The 18,035-nt window shown below is 68.5% G+C and carries 12 protein-coding genes; 2 read left to right on the forward strand and 10 right to left on the reverse strand.

Translation table 11 applies throughout. The features are described from left to right. Both C7C56_RS17170 and C7C56_RS17175 read left to right on the forward strand, forming a co-directional pair. Entirely contained in the window at positions 1 to 2,619 is a 2,619-nt protein-coding gene (locus tag C7C56_RS17170) for a [protein-PII] uridylyltransferase (RefSeq protein WP_106758594.1), read from the forward strand. Between the two features lie 59 nt (positions 2,620 to 2,678). Then, positions 2,679 to 3,425: a pseudouridine synthase gene (locus C7C56_RS17175; RefSeq protein ID WP_106758595.1), complete on the forward strand. Its 747-nt coding sequence runs from the start codon at positions 2,679 to 2,681 to the stop codon at positions 3,423 to 3,425. Here C7C56_RS17175 and C7C56_RS17180 read toward each other — a convergent pair. The 10 genes from C7C56_RS17180 to C7C56_RS17225 form a co-directional block, all read right to left on the reverse strand. Beyond that, complete coding sequence (locus C7C56_RS17180; protein ID WP_106758596.1) at positions 3,422 to 3,670, reverse strand: BrnA antitoxin family protein; 249 nt, start codon at positions 3,668 to 3,670, stop codon at positions 3,422 to 3,424. The two genes, C7C56_RS17175 and C7C56_RS17180, sit on opposite strands and share 4 nt — an antisense overlap. Before the next feature lie 121 nt (positions 3,671 to 3,791). Beyond that, on the reverse strand, positions 3,792 to 3,950 hold the full coding sequence (locus C7C56_RS17185) for a BrnT family toxin (RefSeq protein WP_229458829.1): 159 nt from the start codon (positions 3,948 to 3,950) through the stop codon (positions 3,792 to 3,794). Positions 3,951 to 4,465: 515 nt separating this feature from the next. After that, complete coding sequence (locus C7C56_RS17190; protein ID WP_307719057.1) at positions 4,466 to 5,008, reverse strand: hypothetical protein; 543 nt, start codon at positions 5,006 to 5,008, stop codon at positions 4,466 to 4,468. Beyond that, the gene (gene def / locus C7C56_RS17195) at positions 5,008 to 5,544 is read right to left on the reverse strand and encodes a peptide deformylase (protein ID WP_106758597.1); all 537 of its coding nucleotides are present in this window, start codon (positions 5,542 to 5,544) and stop codon (positions 5,008 to 5,010) included. The genes C7C56_RS17190 and def overlap by 1 nt, the downstream gene beginning before the upstream one ends. Beyond that, entirely contained in the window at positions 5,541 to 6,434 is an 894-nt protein-coding gene (gene galU / locus C7C56_RS17200; protein ID WP_106758598.1) for a UTP--glucose-1-phosphate uridylyltransferase GalU, read from the reverse strand. Before galU ends, def begins: the two co-directional genes overlap by 4 nt. Continuing rightward, complete coding sequence (gene ligA, locus C7C56_RS17205; RefSeq protein ID WP_106758606.1) at positions 6,421 to 8,517, reverse strand: NAD-dependent DNA ligase LigA; 2,097 nt, start codon at positions 8,515 to 8,517, stop codon at positions 6,421 to 6,423. The genes galU and ligA overlap by 14 nt, the downstream gene beginning before the upstream one ends. A gap of 73 nt (positions 8,518 to 8,590) precedes the next feature. Further along, complete coding sequence (locus tag C7C56_RS17210; RefSeq protein ID WP_106758599.1) at positions 8,591 to 9,691, reverse strand: cell division protein ZipA C-terminal FtsZ-binding domain-containing protein; 1,101 nt, start codon at positions 9,689 to 9,691, stop codon at positions 8,591 to 8,593. A gap of 167 nt (positions 9,692 to 9,858) precedes the next feature. Continuing rightward, on the reverse strand, positions 9,859 to 13,383 hold the full coding sequence (gene smc, locus C7C56_RS17215; protein ID WP_106758600.1) for a chromosome segregation protein SMC: 3,525 nt from the start codon (positions 13,381 to 13,383) through the stop codon (positions 9,859 to 9,861). Positions 13,384 to 13,513: 130 nt separating this feature from the next. Next, positions 13,514 to 15,751: a DUF1631 family protein gene (locus C7C56_RS17220; protein WP_106758601.1), complete on the reverse strand. Its 2,238-nt coding sequence runs from the start codon at positions 15,749 to 15,751 to the stop codon at positions 13,514 to 13,516. Positions 15,752 to 15,936: 185 nt separating this feature from the next. Next, on the reverse strand, positions 15,937 to 18,035 hold a 2,099-nt coding region (locus C7C56_RS17225; RefSeq protein WP_106758602.1), incomplete at its 5' end, for a DUF1631 family protein.

An 18,035-nucleotide genomic window follows, 5' to 3' on the forward strand; every position in this document is an offset into this window, starting at 1 on the left:
ATGCCGGCCGCCGCGCACAATGGCTCGACCAGTGGTTCGCCCGGCGGCTTGCCCAAGCCTGGCTCGCTGGGCGCGCTCAAGCAGCAGCTCAAGGCCGAGCGGGCGCGCCTGATCGCCGCCTTCGGCGACAACGGCAAGCCCGAAAAACTGCTGCGCGGCCTGCGCCAGGGCGTCGACGCGGTGCTCGGCCACGTATGGGAGGCGGCCGGCTTGCCGCCCGACACGGCCCTGGTGGGCGTGGGCGGGTACGGGCGCGGCGAATTGTTCCCGCACTCCGACGTCGACCTCCTGATCCTGCTCGGCCGCCCGGCCGACGCCGATGTCCAGGCCCGCCTCGAGGAACTGGTGCAACTGCTGTGGGACCTCGGCCTCGAGATCGGCCACAGCATCCGCACCGTCGACGAGTGCATGGACGAATCGAAGGCCGACATCACGGTGCAAACGAGCCTGCTCGAGGCGCGCCTGGTGGCCGGCGACATGGTCCTGTTCGCGCAGTTGCAACAGCGCTTCGACGCCGCGCTCGACCCGCAGGCCTTCTTCCAGGCCAAGTCGGCCGAGATGCGGTTGCGCCACGCCAAGTACGAGGACACCGCCTTCAGCCTCGAGCCGAACTGCAAGGAGAGCCCGGGCGGGCTGCGCGACCTGCAGGTGATCCTGTGGGTGGCCAAGGCCGCCGGGCTGGCCAACTCCTGGTCGCAGCTGGCCACGCGCGGCCTGATCACCAAGACCGAGGCGCGCCAGCTCATGGAAAAGGAGCGCGCCTTCAAGGACATCCGGATCCGCCTGCACCTGCACACCAACCGGCGCGAGGACCGCCTCGTGTTCGACGTCCAGACCCCGATCGCCGAAACCTTCGGCCTGCAGACCACGGGCCAGGGCCTGCACCTGCGGCGCGCCAGCGAATACCTGATGCAGCGCTACTACTGGGCCGCCAAGACCGTCACCCAGCTCAACACCATCTTGCTGCAGAACATAGAGGCCCATTTGTTCCCGCAGCCGGCCGAGCCGGTCGCGATCAACGAGCGCTTCAACGAGGTCAACGGCCTGATCGACATCAGCGACGACGACACCTTCATCAAGACGCCCTCTTCCGTGCTCGAGGTGTTCCTGCGCATGACAGAGCGCCCCGACATCAAGGGCATGACGGCGCGCACCATCCGCGCGCTGTGGCACGCGCGCTTCGAGATCGACGCCGCGTTCCGCGAGGACCCGGTCAACCGCGCGCTGTTCCTAAAAATATTGCAGGCCCCGGTCGGGCTGGTGCACGCGCTGCGGCGCATGAACGACACCAGCGTGCTCGGGCGTTACCTGCCCAACTTCCGCCGCATCGTCGGCCAGATGCAGCACGACCTGTTCCACGTGTACACGGTCGACCAGCACATCATGATGGTGGTGCGCAACATGCGCCGCTTCACGATGAGCGAGCACGCGCACGAATACCCGTTCTGCAGCCAGCTGATGGCCAACTTCCACCGGCCGTGGCTGCTGTACCTGGGCGCGCTGTTCCACGACATCGCCAAGGGCCGCGGCGGCGACCACTCCAAGCTCGGCACGGTCGACGCGGCGCAGTTCTGCGCCGTCCACGGGATCGGCCCCGAGGACACCGAACTGGTCGTGTTTTTGGTCGAGAACCACCTCGTCATGTCGCACGTGGCGCAAAAGCAGGACCTGTCCGACCCCGACGTGATCGAGGCGTTCGCCGCCCAGGTCGGCGACGAGCGGCACCTGACGGCGCTGTACCTGCTGACCGTGGCCGACATCCGCGGCACCAGCCCCAAGGTCTGGAACGCCTGGAAGGCCAAGCTGCTCGAGGACCTGTACCGGATCACGCTGCGCGTTCTCGGCGGCGAGCCCCATTCGGCCGACCGCGAACTCAAAAACCGGCAGGAGGAAGCGAAGACCATGCTGCGCCTGTACGGCCTGCCGGCCGACGCGCACGAGAAGTTCTGGCAGCAGCTCGACGTCGCCTACTTTTTGCGCCACGACGCCTCCGACATCGCCTGGCAGACCCGCTCGCTGTGCGAGCGCCTCGACGGCGCCAAGCCGGTCGTCAAATGCCGCCTCGCGCCGATCGGCGAGGGTTTGCAGGTAGTGGTCTACGTCAAGGACCAGCCCGACCTGTTCGCGCGCATCTGCAGCTATTTCGACCGCAAGAATTTCTCCATCCTCGACGCCAAGATCCACACCACGCGCAACGGCTACGCGCTCGACACCTTCATGGTGACGGAGCAAAACTTCGCCAAGAGCTACCGCGACCTGATCAGCCTGATAGAGCACGAGATCGGCGAATTGCTGGTGTCGCAGGGGCCGCTGCCGCCGCCGACCAAGGGCCGCCTGTCGCGCCTGTCGCGGACCTTCCCGATGACGCCCACGGTCGATTTGCGCCCCGACGAGCGCGGCCAGTACTACCTGCTCTCGATCGCCGCCAACGACCGCACCGGATTGCTGTATTCGGTCGCCAACGTGCTCCAGCGCTACCGCATCAACCTGCACACGGCCAAGATCATGACGCTCGGCGAGCGCGTCGAGGACGTGTTCCTGGTCGACGGCGCGGCGCTCAACAACTCGCTCAAGCAGATCCAGCTCGAAACCGACCTGCTCGACGCGCTCAAAGTCTGACCGGCACCATCCTTTTTAGCACGACACTTTCCGCACCACTTTTTTTACTGATAGAACCAATGACCGAACTCCTGCGCCTTTCCAAACGAATGTCCGAACTCGGACTGTGCTCACGCCGCGAAGCCGACGAGTGGATCGAGCGCGGCTGGGTGCGGGTCGATGGCAAGGTCGTCTCGGAACTGGGCAGCAAGGTGCTGCCGGGCCAGATCGTCACGGTCGAGCGCCAGGCCGCGGCCGAGCAATCGAAACGCGTCACGGTGCTGATCAACAAGCCGATGGGTTATGTCAGCGGCCAGGCCGAGGACGGCTACACGCCGGCGATCGCGCTGATCAAGGCCGAGACGCGCTGGGCCGACGATCCCTCGCCCGAGCAGTTCCACCCGACCCAGCTGCGCAGCCTGGTGCCGGCCGGGCGCCTCGACATCGACTCGGTCGGCCTCTTGATCCTGACCCAGGACGGGCGCGTGGCCAAGACCCTGATCGGCGAGACCACCACGGTCGAGAAGGAATACCTGGTGCGGGTCCAGTACTCGAAGGTCGGCAAGCTGCCCGAGTCGGACCTTAAAAAGCTGTGCCACGGCCTGTGGATGGACGGCAAGCCGCTGCTGCCGGCCAAGGTGCGCTGGCAGAACGAGGACCAGCTCAGCTTCACGCTGCGCGAGGGCAAGAAGCGCCAGATCCGGCGCATGTGCGACATGGTCGGCCTCAAGGTCATCGGCCTCAAGCGCGTGCGCATCGGCAAGGTCAAGCTGGGCGATCTGCCGGTGGGTCAGTGGCGCTACCTGCGGCCGGACGAGCAGTTTTAAGGCGGCGCGCCGAATCGCTCAAGCGCTTCGGCCGGCCAGTTGATTTTTACTTGCCGGTTCTGCATCACGCAGTCGCGAAGATAGAGATTGATGAGCGATTGGTACGGAACGCCATTCTGATCGGCCATATTCTTAAAGTACGCCACCACGTCTTCCGATAGACGCATCGTGACCGGCCTTTTGAGTTTGGACGCGTAAGGATTGCGCCGCTTCCGCAATTTGGAAAGATCATATTCGGATTTCATGGTTTTCCACCTCCGTAAAAAGTGCTCTCGCGTTTAGTGGCTTTGCGTGCGGAAATAATTCATATGACATTTCCCGCGTCGCCCACGCAATCGCAAACGAGAAGAAGCTGGGCATGGGCGCTCATCCCCAGCAACAGCGTTCCTCGCTTTCCGGGTGAGCATCGTCGAAAAATTGAACCGCGAATTCGTCGCAAAAAACGGACCGGACTTCGTCGAAGGAGACCCTATGCCTCCCGAGGTTTTCCGCCGCCTTGGCCGGGTCCCATTCAAATGTGATCATCAACACATTGTATTGAAAACGATACTCAGGTCAAGGCGCCCCCACGGTCCGTGACATCGACTGCGGATGGGAATTGGCAGGGGCCAGCGCGTTGCCGATCAGCGCCGCCGGCGCAGTTATAGCCCTTGGGGATCGAGGGCGTGAAGGTGGCGCGCCGGGCCCGGTCGCGGCGCGCGGTCGCGGCGCCAACTCCCTGCAACTATGCGACCCTGCAACCCGGACGACGGCGCGCGGGTCGTGCCCCCCCCACGCGCCTCTCTGGCATTCGTGCTCGTTTGACGTCTCATTCGTGCGCGTTTTGTCGCATCCCGCCTTCTGTTTTTCCAATCCGCAACCAGCGCGCCAGAAAACGACGGAACGAGACAAAATTCGACAGCAACCGAGCACGAATGCCAGAAGGGTTCGGGGACGCCCGCCCCGGCCGGCGGCGCCAACCGTTCGCCCGCGGCAAGCCCTGCCGCACCCCTAGCGCAACTAGATTTGCTTTTAAAGCGATTCTACGTCGCGGCGTGCGCCTACCACACCCGGAACTTGAGCTGCACCGACACGCCGGCATGCAGCTTGTCCTTGTAGCCGGGCACGAAGGCCAGGTTCACGCCGACCCGCTTGTACTCGATGGTGGCGGTCGGGATCAGCGCCGGGAACCAGCCCCCGTCGCGCATTTTCGGGTAGCCGTTGAGGGCCGCGAACACCGCGCCCAGGCGCACCGGCCCGATTTGGTAGGGCTGGTAGATCACCCCGGCGTAGACCGTATGGTCGTTGTCGCTGTTGAGGAAGCGCCCGGCGGTGGCGCTCATGGTGCTTGAGAAGCGGTATTCGAGGCCGGCGCCTGGATTGCGCCCGTTGAGCCCCTTGTCATCGTCGACGTGGAAGGTGGCGAAGCCGCTGTCTAGCCACACCTCGCTGGCGGGCGCGTGCTCGATCTTGCGAAACAGGTCTTCCGCGGCGGCCGGCGCCGGCGCCAGCAGCGCGCCAAGGCAAGCGGCGATGCAGGCGAGCGTGGCGGAGGCGGTGGCGTTGGAAATGGGGGTCTGGATGGCGGTGCGGGTTGGATTCATCAGTCGTCGTCGTTGGGGTCCTGGTCGGGGAACATCACCTCGGTGAAGCCGAACCGCGAAAAATCGGTGATGCGCATAGGATACAGGATGCCAAGCAGGTGGTCGACCTCGTGCTGCACCACGCGCGCGTGGAAACCGTCGACCTCGCGCCGGATCGGCGCGCCGTGCCGGTCGACGCCCTCGTAGCGCAGGCGCGTGTAGCGCGGCACGCTGCCGCGCAGGCCCGGCACCGACAGACAGCCCTCGAACTGCTCCTCGGTCTCGTCCGACAGCGCCGTGAGCACCGGGTTGATCAGCACCGTCTCGGGCACCGCCGGCGCGTCCGGGTAGCGCTGGTTTTGGCGGAAGCCGTAGATGACCAGTTGCAGGTTGACCCCGATCTGGGGCGCGGCGAGGCCGGCGCCGTTGGCCGCGTGCATGGTGTCGAACATGTCGGCGATCAGCGCCTCGAGCGCCGGCGTGCCGAATTCGCGCACCGGCTCGGCCACGCGCAGCAGGCGCGGGTCGCCCATTTTGAGGATCTGCCGTATCGTCATTTGTCGGCGTGCCGCGTTTGGATCTCGTCGAGGAATTTGCGGTAGGCCTCGCCCGTCTCGGGGTGCTTGAGGCCCATCGCAGTCATCGCCTGCAGGTAGCCGACCTTGGAGCCGCAGTCATAGCGCTTGCCCGCGTAGCGGTGCGCCAGCACCCGCTCGGAGGCCATCAGCGCGGCGATGCCGTCGGTGAGCTGGATCTCGCCGCCGGTGCCGGCGCCGATGTTTTCGAGGAAGTCGAAGATCTTGGCCGAGAGCACATAGCGCCCGGCCACCGCAAGTGTCGACGGCGCATCGGCCGGCTTGGGCTTTTCGACGATGCCCGAGACGTGCTCGAGGCCGGGACGGTAGGGCGCCGCGCTGACGATGCCGTACTGGCCGGTGCTCTCGCGCGGCACGTCCTGCACCGCCAGGATGCTGCATTTCTCGTAGTCGAACAGGTCCGTCATCTGGGCCAGCACCGGCTTCTGGCCTTCCTCGGTGTCCATGAAATCATCGGCCAGCAGCACCGCGAATGGCTCCGTACCGACCACCGGGCGCGCGCACAGAACGGCGTGGCCGAGTCCGAGCGGGGCCGACTGCCGGATGTAGATGCAGGTGATGTTCTTGGGGATCACGTTGCGCACGAATTCGAGCAGCGCCGTCTTGCCGGCCGCCTCGAGCTCGGACTCGAGTTCGTAGGCGGTGTCGAAATGGTCCTCGATCGCGCGCTTGTTGCGTCCGGTGATGAAGATCATCTCGGTGATGCCGGCCGCGACCGCCTCTTCGACCGCGTACTGGATCAGCGGCTTGTCGACGATCGGCAGCATCTCCTTGGGTTGGGCCTTGGTGGCGGGCAGGAAACGGCTGCCAAGACCGGCAACCGGGAACACGGCTTTTCTAATTTTTTGCACTTGGTGCTTCCTTCGTTGTTGGGGCGGCGCTGCCGCCTGTAGTTGAATTCAATAGCGCCAGCAGGCCTTCCTCGTCGAGCAGGCTGATGCCCAGTTCCTGCGCCTTGGCCAGCTTGCTGCCTGCGTCGGCGCCGGCGACAACGTAAGAGGTTTTTTTCGAGACCGAGCCCGACACCTTGGCGCCGGCCGCCTCGAGCATGGCGGCGGCCTCGTCGCGGCCGAGCGTGGGCAGGGTGCCGGTCAGCACGAAGGTCTTGCCGGCCAGCGCGCCGGCGTTTTTGAGCGCGTGGGCGCCCTCCTTCCATGTCATGCCGGCCGCGCGCAACTGCCCCACCAGCGCCAGGCTGGCCGGGTCGGCGAAAAACTGGCCGAGCGAGCGCGCCACCACCGGGCCGACGTCGGGCACCTCGAGCAACTGCAGGCCGCCCTCCCAGGTGGCGCCGTGGACCAGCGCGTCGATGTTGCCGAAGTGCTGGGCCAGCGCCTTGGCGGTCGACTCGCCCACGTGGCGGATGCCGAGGCCGTAGATGAAGCGCGCGAGCGTGGTCTGCTTCGATTTTTCGAGCGCGTCGAGCTTGTTTTTGGCCGATTTCTCGCCCATCCGCTCGAGCCCGGCCAGCGTGGCCAGGTCGAGTTTGGTGTACAGGTCGGCGGCGTTGTCGACCAGGCCCTTGTCGACCAGTTGTTCGATCAGCGAGTCGCCCAGGCCCTCGACGTCGAGCGCGCGGCGCGACACGAAGTGCATCAGCGCGCCCTTCTTCTGGGCCCCGCAGACGGTCCAGCCGCCGGCGCAGCGCGCCACCGCCTCGTCCTCGGCCCGCACGATGGGCGAGCCGCACACCGGGCACGCGGTCGGCATGACGAATTCGCGCGCGTCCGCCGGGCGCCGTTCAAGCACGCAGCCGACCACCTCGGGGATGACGTCGCCGGCGCGGCGCACGATCACGGTGTCGCCGATCCGGATGTCCTTGCGCCGCACCTCGTCCTCGTTGTGCAAGGTGGCGTTGGTGACGGTGACGCCGCCGACCGAGACCGGCACCAGGCGCGCCACCGGGGTGATCGCGCCGGTGCGCCCGACCTGCACCTCGATCTCCTGCACCACCGTGAGCGCCTCTTCGGCCGGGAATTTGTGGGCCAGCGCGAAGCGCGGCGCGCGCGAGACGAAGCCGAGGCGCTGCTGGTCCTCGAACCGGTCGACCTTGTAGACCACGCCGTCGATCTCGTAGGGCAGGCCGGGCCGGCGCTTGCCCACGCCTGCGTAATAATCGAGCAGGCCGTCGACGCCCTGCACCACCTTGCATTCGCCCGACACCGGCAGGCCGAGCGCGCCGAACCACTCGAGCAGGGCCGAATGCGACTCGGGCATGGCGGCGCCCTCGAGCGCCCCGACGCCGTACGAGAAAAAGCGCAGGCTGCGCCCGGCCGTGATGCGCGAATCGAGCTGGCGCAGGCTGCCGGCGGCGGCGTTGCGCGGGTTGGCGAACTCCTTCTGGCCGGCGGCGCGCTGGCGCGCGTTGAGCTTGGCGAAGTCGGCCTTGAACATGAGCACCTCGCCGCGCACCTCGAGCACCGACGGCGGCTGGTCCCCGTGCAGGCGCAGCGGAATGGCGCGCACGGTGCGGATGTTGGCGGTGACGTCCTCGCCGGTGCTGCCGTCGCCGCGCGTGGCCGCGCGCACGAACACGCCGTCCTCGAAGCGCAGGCTGATCGCCAGGCCGTCGAATTTGAGGTCGCTCGCGTAGGCGATCCGCGCCGCGCCGAGCGATTCGCGCGCGCGCCGGTCGAAATTGTCAACGTCCTCGGGCGCGAAGGCGTTGTTAAGCGAGAGCATCGGCACCGTGTGGGTGACCTGCTTGAATTCGGGGATCGGCGCCGCGCCCACGCGGAAGGTCGGCGAGTCGTTTGAGATGGCCTCGGGGTGGACCGCCTCGAGCGCCTGCAGCTCGACGAACATGCGGTCGTACTCGGCGTCGGGGATGGTCGGCGCGTCCTGCACGTGGTAGGCGTAGATGTGGCGGTTCAGCTCCGCCGTCAGCGAGCGCATGCGCGCCAGGTCGGCGCCGGCGCCGCCCATCGCGCTCATCGCGTTGGCCGGACCGATGGCCGGACCGTTGGCCGGACCGTTGGTCAAATCGTTGCTCAAGATGTTGCCCGGCTTAGCTGAACAGGCGCATCGCGCGTACCGAGCCGGCAGCGATGTCGGCCGCCTCCATCTCGTGGTAGAAGTCGAGCACCTGGCCGTTGATCTCGGCGAGCGCCTCGTCCATGAGCGGCTGGCCGCCGTCGTCGACGATGGTGGCGTCGAGCCGGCCCACCAGCGCCCTGGCGCAGGCGACCATGGCGCCGAAGCCGTCGCGCGCCGGCGCCACGCACGGCACGTCGAGCAGCAGCGTCAGGCGCGAAGTGGTGTCGGCGCCGAAGGTGACGTTGGTCGAGAGCGAGAACAGCTCGCCGCCGTCGCCGTCGGGCATCACGAAGCGCCCGTCGGGGCGCACGTCGAAGCCCTGCTTTTCGAGCGCGCCGATCAGGGTGCTGATGGCCCACGGCGCGCCGTTCGACATCAGGTTCACGCCAAGCTGGGCGTCGTGGCCGGCCACGAAGCGGTGCAAGTTGCGCGCCTCGCCCATGACCTCGATCATGTCGGGGATTTCGGACTCGGCGCCGATCTCGTCGGACAGCACGCGCAGGCGCTGCACCAGTTCGGAGTATTCGAGCTCGTTGAGCGCGGTGGTGCGGCTGGCCATCTGCACGCCGGCCTGCAGCTTGGTGTAGACGCCGCCGTGGGTGATCGGCTCCCAGTCGCCGTTGACGTGCAGGCCGATGTAGTGGATCGGCTTGTTGCCGACGTGGCGCAGCGTCTGCAGCGCGGGCAGGATCTTGTCGCCGCGCACGGCGTGCTCGAGCGCGAGCGGGATCAGGCAGTCGATCAGCGGGTCGACCAGTTGCGTGGCCAGTTCGGCCGCCGGGGTGGTGTCGTCGGCCGCCGGCGCCGGGTTTAACGGGGCCGCCGCGCCGGCGTCAAGGCCGGCGTCGTCGCCGTTGCCGGGGCCGGCCGTGGCGCCCTGCCCGGGGTCGAAGGTGGGCTCGTGGCGCGCGGCGGGGACGCCGTCGTTGCGCATGAGCACATCGTCGTGGTCGGACGAGAACGCGCGTTCGACGCTCTTCTTGGCCTTGTGCTCCTGCCACTTGTTGTACGCGAAGACGGCGGCGACGCCGGTGGCGCCGACTGCGGCCAGACTCAATTCGAATTCTGTCATGCTGCTTGTGCCCTGTTTGCGAAATGGGTGGCGCGGCCGGTGGAGCTTCGCCGGCGGCGTCGTAGTAGATTAATTATCATCATACACGGTGGGCTGCGCGCACGCGCGCGTCAGACATTGTAAACCGAGCGGGTCAACCCAAGCGCCCGCGGTCGTTCAGGGGCATCTCAGGCCGCGTGCAGCGGCTCGACCAGGCCGGCCGCGGCCTCCATGTCGACGGCGACGATGCGCGAGACGCCCTGCTCCTGCATGGTCACGCCGATGAGCTGGTTGGCCATCTCCATGGCGATCTTGTTATGCGAGATGAACAGGAACTGGGTGTGCTCCGACATGCGCTTGACCATGCGGCAGAAGCGCTCGGTGTTGGCGTCGTCGAGCGGGGCGTCGACCTCGTCGAGCAGGCAGAACGGCGCCGGGTTGAGGCGGAACATCGAAAACACGAGCGCGGTCGCGGTCAGCGCCTTTTCGCCGCCCGAGAGCAAATGGATGGTCGCGTTCTTCTTGCCCGGCGGCTGGGCCATGACCTGGACCCCGGCGTCGAGGATCTCGTCGCCGGTCATGACCAGGCGCGCGTTGCCGCCGCCGAACAGGATCGGGAACAATTCCGAAAAATGGTGGTTGACGCGGTCGAACGTGTCCTGCAGCAGCTCGCGCGTCTCCTTGTCGATGCGCCGGATCGCGTCCTCGAGCGTGTTGATGGCCTCGGTCAGGTCGGCGTTCTGGGCGTCCAAAAAGTTTTTGCGCTCGGCGGCCTGGGCCAGCTCGTCGAGCGCGGCCAGGTTGACCGCGCCGAGCGCGGCGATCGCGTTGGTCAGGCGCGTCACCTCGCCCTGCAGGTAGGACGGCTTGAGCTCGGGATGGAGCTTTTCGGCCAGCGCCGCCTCGTCCGCCGCGACCGCCCTGAGCGCCTCGTCGAACTGCTCCTGGTTCAGGCGCGCGGCCTGCTCCTTGAGCTGCATCTCCATGATCTTGTCGCGCTGCGGCTGCAGGCTGCGCTCGGACTGCATGCGCGCCTCCTCGGCCGTGCGCAGCTGCTGGGTGATCTGGTCGAGCTCGTGGCGCGCGTCCGACAGCGCGCGCTCCTGGCCGCTGCGGCGCTCGAGCAGGTCCTGCAGGCCGTCGTCGGCGGCGCCGGCCTCGAGGTTCTCGAGCTCGAAGCGGCCCGCCTCGAGGCTTTCGGCGACCTGGGCGGCCTGCCCGGTGGCCGTGGCGATGGTGCGGCGCAGCTCCTCGATCTTGCTGCGCTGGCTTTTTTCGGCGAACGCGGCCTCCTGCGCGGCGCGCTCGAGCTCGCGCGCCTGCACGCGCGCGTCGGCCAGCGCCTGCTCGCGCTCGAGGAAGGCGGTTTGGCCGTCCTCGTGCGCGCACTGCAGGTCGGCCAGCGCCATGTCGAGCTGCTCGAATTTTTCCTCGGACTCCATGCGCGCCTGCTGCTGCTCGGCCTCCTGCGCGGCGATCTCGGCCAGGTCGGCCAGGATCTGGGTGCTGCGCTGGTTGAAGCGCGCCTCGACCTCGGACTGGCGCACCACCTCGATCTGCAGCCCGTGCACGCTCTGGGTGATGGCGCCGATGCGCTGGCGCGCGTCCTGCAGGCGGCGCGTCAGTTCGGACACGGCGGCGTCGGCGCGCACCGCGCGCGCGCGCGCCTCGTCGGCCAGCAGGGCCTGGGCGCGCAGCTGGCGCGAGATGTTCTCGATCTCCTGCTGGCGCGCCAGCAGGCCGTCCTGCTCGGCGTCGGCGGCGTAGAAGCGCACGCTCGAGTGCGACACCGCGTGCCCCTCGCGCGTGATGAACGAGCCCCCGGACGGCAGCCGCGCGCGCCCGGCGAACGCGCTCGCCGCGTCCTCGGCCACGTAGACGTTGTGGAGCCAGTCGTGCAGCAGGGTGCGCAGGGCCGGGTCGTTGAGCTTGAGCAGGTTTGAAAACGGCGTCAGGCCGGGCGCGTCGGGCAAGGACGCGGCGGCCGGCGGCGGCGCGTACAGCGCCAGCTTGGCCGGCGGCGCGTCGCCAAAAAAAGCCCTGGCCCATTCGATGTTCGACATCTCGAGCGCGCCGGTGCGCTCGCGCAGCACGGCCTCGAGCGCGGTCTCCCAGCCGGCCTCGATGTGCAGCTTCTGCCACAGCCGCGGCAGCGTGGCCAGTTCGTGCTTTTGCAGCCACGGCTGGACCTTGCCCTGGCTCTGGACCCGCTCCTGCAGCTGCTTGAGGGCCGACAGGCGCGCCTCGAGCCGCGCGTTGGCGGCGCTCTCGGCGTTGACCGCGGCCTGCGCGCCGGCGCGCTCCTGCTCGAAGCGCGACTGCTGCTCGAGCGCCTCCTCGAGCAGCATGGTCTGCTCCTCGAGCGCCTGCTGCTTCTCCTCGAGCTGCAGGCGCAGGTTGGCCAGGTGGCCGCTGTCGGGCAGGTTCAGGCCGCTTTTCTCCTGCTGCAGGCGCTCGCGCCGCGTGAGCAGCCCACCCAGGATGTTCGAGGCGTTGCGCTGGTGCGCCGATTCGAGCTCGATCTGCTGCTGCGCCTGCATGATTTTGGCGCGCGACTCGGTCGTCGCGTGCTGCGCGGCGCGCCAGGCGGCCTCCAACGCCGGCAGCGCCTCGTTGCCCGCCTCGGCGCTCTGCTGCGACTGCTCGACGCGCGCGCCGAGCTCCTCGAGCACGTAGTCGGCCTCCTCGAGCTGATCAAAGCCGGCGCGCGCCTGGCCCTGCCACTGGTCGCGCTGGGCGGTCAGGGTGGCGAGCTGGTTCTGCAGCCGGCTGCGCGACTCGAGCACGAACTTGATCTGCGCCTCCAGGCTGCCGATCTCGGAATTGGTCTGGTACAGCTGGCCCTGGGCCTGGTGCAGGCGGTCGCCGACGCCGAAATGGGCCTGGCGCATCTGCTCGAGCTCGAGCTCGACGTGGCGCAGGCGCGCGGTCTGCTCCTCGAGCCCGTTCTGGGCCTCGTCCATCTCGCGCGCGCAGCGGCCCTGCTCGGCCTGGGCCTCGTTGCGGCGCAGCAGCCACAGCAGCTTTTGCTTCTCCTCCTGGTCCCGCTGCAGCGCGTGGAATTTGTTGGCCACCACCGCCTGCGCCTCGAGCTTTTCGAGGTTGGCGTTGAGCTCGCGCAGGATGTCCTCGACCCGCAGCAGGTTCTCGCGCGTGTCGCCGAGCCGGTTCTCGGTCTCGCGCCGGCGCTCCTTGTACTTCGAGACCCCGGCCGCCTCCTCGAGGAACACGCGCAGCTCCTCGGGGCGCGACTCGATGATGCGCGAGATCATGCCCTGGCCGATGATCGCGTAGGCGCGCGGGCCGAGCCCCGTGCCCAGGAAGATGTCCTGGATGTCGCGCCGGCGCACCGGCTGGCCGTTGATGTAGTAGGTCGAGGTGCCGTCGCGCGTGAGGGTGCGCTTGACGGCGATCTCGGCGTACTGGCCCCACTGGCCGGCGGCCTTGCCGTCGTTGTTGTCGAACACCAGCTCGACCGAGGCGCGCCCGGCCGGTTTGCGGTGGGTCGAGCCGTTGAAGATCACGTCCTGCATCGATTCGCCGCGCAGCTCCGAGGCCTTCGACTCGCCCAGCACCCAGCGCACCGCGTCGATGATGTTGGACTTGCCGCAACCGTTGGGCCCGACCACGCCGACCAGCTGGCCGGGCACCTGGAAGTTGGTCGGATCGACGAAGGACTTGAAACCCGACAGCTTGATGGAGGAGAGGCGCACGTGGTTGGATCGCTCAGGCGGGGTCTGGAAAGGGCATCATCATAGCATTTGTTGCGTGCCCGATGGTTGGCGGAAGGGCGAACCGGGCCGCGCCGCCCCCCCCTTCGGGCGCCCCCCTCGGGCGCCCCCCCTACCCGCCCGCGCCGGGGGTCTCGGGGTCGGTGCCCATCGCCCGCGCCAGAGCGCGGCTGACCACGCTGTCGTCGTCGACCACGCGCAACTTGCCGGCCCGGCACAGTTCGACGAGCTTGTCGGCCGGCATCGAGAACTTGTCCTGCGCCCCGGCGCTGGCGAAAATGAACAGCGTGCGCTGCGGGCTGATCCAGGCCAGCCTGGCGCGCCGCGCGCCGCCGGCGTCGCCGAAATCGAGCAGCATCCCCCGCTCGAGCTCGTCGACGGCGAGCGCGGCGGCGTCGGGCGCGGCGGCGCCGGCCCGCTCGGCCGCGTCCTCCTCCTCGGCGATGCGGCGGATCGCCTCGCGCTGGGCCGCCTCGACGGCGAGCTCGAGCTCGCGCGCGGGCGACAGTTCGACCCGCGCGCGCATGATGGCGGCGTGGGCGTCGGCCAGCGCGGCGAAAAACGCGGCCCGCTCGCCGTCGTGCCATTTGACCAGGTCGAGCCATTTGGCGAGCGAGGCGAGCAGGCCGGGCAGCTTGGCGATCAGTTTCTTGCGCGACGCCTTGGTCAGTTTGGGTTTGACGCTCCAGATCAGCGCGTCCATGGTCTTCATGGCGTTCTCGACCGCCCCCGGCTTGCGCTCCTCGGCGCCGTGGGCCGCCTTGAGCACCTCGGTCCACTGGGTTTCGAGGAAGCCTTTGAGCAAGGGGTCGACCTTGCTGTTGGTGACCCGCAGCGCCACCGCCTGCGCCGCCGACCTGGCCGCCAGCGCCAAGCGCTCCTGGACCAGGGCGGCCGCGATCGGCCCGGCGATGGCCTCCTGCGCCGCCGCCTCCTCGCGCTCGATCGAATGCTCGAGTTCGCCCACGGCCTCGGCGAACGCGTCCGCGTTGGCGTCGAAGTCGCGCCCGATCCTGTCCACGCTGTGGCGCATCGCGCGCAGCAGCGGGTCTTCGGCGCCCTGGCGCGGCGCCATGCCGCCGCGCGAGAGCAGGTCGATCATGCGGCGCGCCGGATGGGCCTCCTCGAAGAAAAAATCCTTGTCGACCAGCGCGGCCTTGAGCACCGGGATCTGCAGGAACCGGATCAGCTCGCGGATCTCCCGCGGAATGCCGGGGTCGTGGAACACCGCGTCGAAAATCTTCGACAGCAGGCCGACCGTGCTTTCGTCGCCGTGCGACAGGCTGCCCTGGGGCAGGCTTTGCATCAAACCGGACAGGGTGGACGGCGCCTGCCCGCCCGGCGCCGCCAGCGCCCCATGTTGCAGCCCGCCCAGCAAGGACAGCAGCGGCGCCCGCGGGCCGCCCGGCGCGGCGTAGGCGTGGGCGCCGCCCGCATGGGATCGGCCCGCTTGCGTGCCGGACGCTTGCGTACCGGACGCGTGGGCGAGGCCGGGCGTGGCGCCGGGCGCGGGCGCCCCCGCGGCCGCCCCCCGCAGGCCGGGATCGACGTCGCTCGGGCGCCAGCCGCCATTGCCTTGCGGCATGGACGGCAGGTCGGCGATCATCGGCACGCCGTCCTCGCCGTCGCCGTCGGCCAGGAACTGGCGCAGTTGCTTGCTCAGCGCCGCCTTCTGCCTGGCGCGCGCCGACTTGGCGGCGGCCTTGCCCTCGGTTTTCTTGATTTTGAGCGCGTCCTGCGAGCCCTTGCGTTTCATCGCCTCGCCGAGGGCCGCGTACATCGGGGCGAAATCGAACAGCACCTCGGGCGTGAGCACGCTCGGGGTCGGCGCCTGCGCGTACGAGTCGGGATCGAAACTGCGCCAGGTCTGGTCCAGCGCCGACAGGAACAGCTCCGGGCGGAACGGATTCTGGTTGTTGCGCAGGACCTCGCGTCCGAGCAGCGAGGCCAGGCGCACGTTGAGCGTGGCGATCAGGTCGGCGTGGCGCATCTCGAACGGGCGGCTCAGGGCGTCGAAGGTGACCTTGCTGTCCATCTCCTCGAGCGGCACCAGCGACAGCGCCGCCCCGTGCGCGACGGTCTGCGCGCGCGCGGACGGGGCCAGCTCCTCGAATTGCTTGCGCAACAGGCGCTCGAGCATGCCCGACTGCAGCTGCACGAACAGGGCTCCCTGTTCGCCGAGCTTGCCCGGCCCGCCCAGGGCCTCGGCCAGGCGCACGCAGACGGCCGGCATGTGCTCGTTGGCGTGCTTGAACACGATGCCGATCAGGGTCTCGATCGTTTCCTGGCGCAAAGCCTCGGCGGCCGCCTTCTGGCTCGCCGCCGTGTTGGTGGTGGGTGTGGGGGACATGCCTGCTTCGCCGCGCCTCGTGAATTTGCCAGAACGCAATTATGACGCAAAATTTCTAAACGACAATATGGCAAGCCAAGGAAATTGAACTATCGGGACGCATGGCGCGCATGCCCGCGGCCCGGGCCGCGCCATGGAAAAACGCCGCGCGGCACTCGGCGGCGCGGCGGCGGCGCGCCCCCGGGTCAGGCGCTGAGCCGGCGCTCGGCCACTTCCGCGCCGCCGCCGTCGTTGGCCGCGTCCATCGCCTGCGCCAGCGCGCGCGTGACCACGCCGTCGGTGCCGACCACGCTGACGCGCTTGGCGCGGCAGGCCTCGAGCAGCTTCTCGACCGAGATCGAGAACGCCTCCTGCTTCTCCATGGTCGAGAAAATGAACAGGGTGCGCAGCGGACTGATCCAGGCAAGCTTGACCCGCCGCACGCTGGCGTCGGCCTGCGCGAAGTCGACCAGCATGTTGCGCTCGAAGGCGTCGACCTCGAGCACGGCGTCGTCGAGCACCAGTTCGGGCGCCTGCTCGACCGCGTTCTCCTTCTCGATCCGGCGCATCGCGTCCTGCTGGGCGACCTCGACGGCGATCTCGAGCTGGCGCTCGGGCGACAGGTCGACCGGCGCGCGCACGATCGAGGCGTGGCATTCGGCCAGCTCGGCGAAGAACTGGAGCCGCTCGGCGTCCTGCCACTTGATCACGTCGAGCCATTTGTTGAGCGAGGCGAGCAGGCCAGGCAGTTTCTTGATCAGTTCATTGCGGCTGGCGTGGGTCAGCTTCGGTTTGACGCTCCAGATCAGCTCGTCCATGGTCTTGGTGGCGTTGCTGACGGCGCCCGGCTTGGCCTCCTCGACGCTGTAGGCGACCGTGAGCACCGAGGTCCATTTGTTTTCGAGGAAGGTCTCGAGCACGGTCACGACCTCGCCGCTGCTCACGCGCACCGCCACGGCCGACCTGGCCGAACGGGTCGCGGCCACCACGCGCTCCTGCTTGAGGGCCGCGGCGATCGGCTCGGCGATGGCGTCCTGGGCCACCGTCTCCTCCTGCTTGATCGAGGCTTCGAGCTCGGCGACGGCGTCGGCGAACACGCTCAGGCTGCTGTCGAAATCGCGCCCGACCTTGTCCACGCCGCGCCGCATCGCGTGCAGCAGCGGATCGTCGGCGCCCTTGCGCTGCTCCATGCCCATGCGCGAGAGCAGGTCGATCATGCGCCGCGCCGGATGCTCCTCCTCGAAGAAGAAGTCCTTGTCGACCAGCGCCGCCTTGAGCACCGGGATCTGCAGGTACTGGATCAGGTCGCGGATCTCGCGGGGGATGCTTTGATCCTGGTAGACCGTGTCGAAAATCTTCGACAGCAGGTCGATCGTGCCCTCCTCGCCGCGCGACATGCTGCCTTGCGGAATGCGCTGGCGCAGGCTGGTCGGAAACGCCTGCTCGCGCGGCGCGGCGCCGCCCTGCCCCGGCGCGGCTTGCATCACCGAACGCTGTTGGATGTCGCCGAGCATCGACAGCAGGGGCGCGTGCGCCACGGACTGGTCGTGGCCGCCGTCGAAATGCCCCGCCGCGGGGTGGCCGCCGCGCATCGGCGCGCCGCCGTTGGAATGGCCCGCCGCCGGCTCGCCGTCGCGCATGGCGCCGGGGTGCTGCCCCTGCCCCGGCAGGCCGTTGAACATCGGGGCGCTGCCGTCGTGGCGGCCCTGGACCGGCGACGCTTCCTGGACATGCGCGCCGCCGTCGTAGCGGCCCCGCGCCGGCAGCGCGTCCCGGACATGGGCGCCGCCGTCGTGGCGGCCGGGCGCGCTCGCCTGCATGGCGTTCACGGCCCCGCTCGGGCGCCAGCCGCCATTACCCTGGGGCATCGATGGCAGGTCGGGAATCAGGGGCACCGACAGGTCGAAGCCGTCGCCCTTGTCGGCCTCGTCGGCCTCGCCTGCGAGGAACTGGCGCAACTGCTTGGTCAGCGCCGCCTTCTCCTTGACGCGCGCGGCCTTGGCCGCGGCCTTGCTTTCGGTCTTTTTGATGTTGAGCGCGTCGAGCGAGCCCGGCAGGACTCCCTTGCGCTTGAGCGCGCCGTTGAGCTCCTCGTACATCGGCGCGAAATCGAACAGCACCTCGGGCGAGAGCATGGTCGGGATCAGCGCGTGCGATTCGGTGTCGGGGTCGAACTCGCACCAGGCCTGGTGCAGGGCCGAGAGGAACAATTCTGGGCGGAACGGGTTTTGGTTGTTGCGCAGCACCTCGCGTCCGAGCAGCGAGGCCAGGCGAAGGTTCAGCGTGGCGATCTGGTCGGCGTAGC

This window comes from Massilia glaciei, assembly GCF_003011895.2.
Classification (GTDB): Bacteria; Pseudomonadota; Gammaproteobacteria; order Burkholderiales; family Burkholderiaceae_D; genus Telluria_A; species Telluria_A glaciei.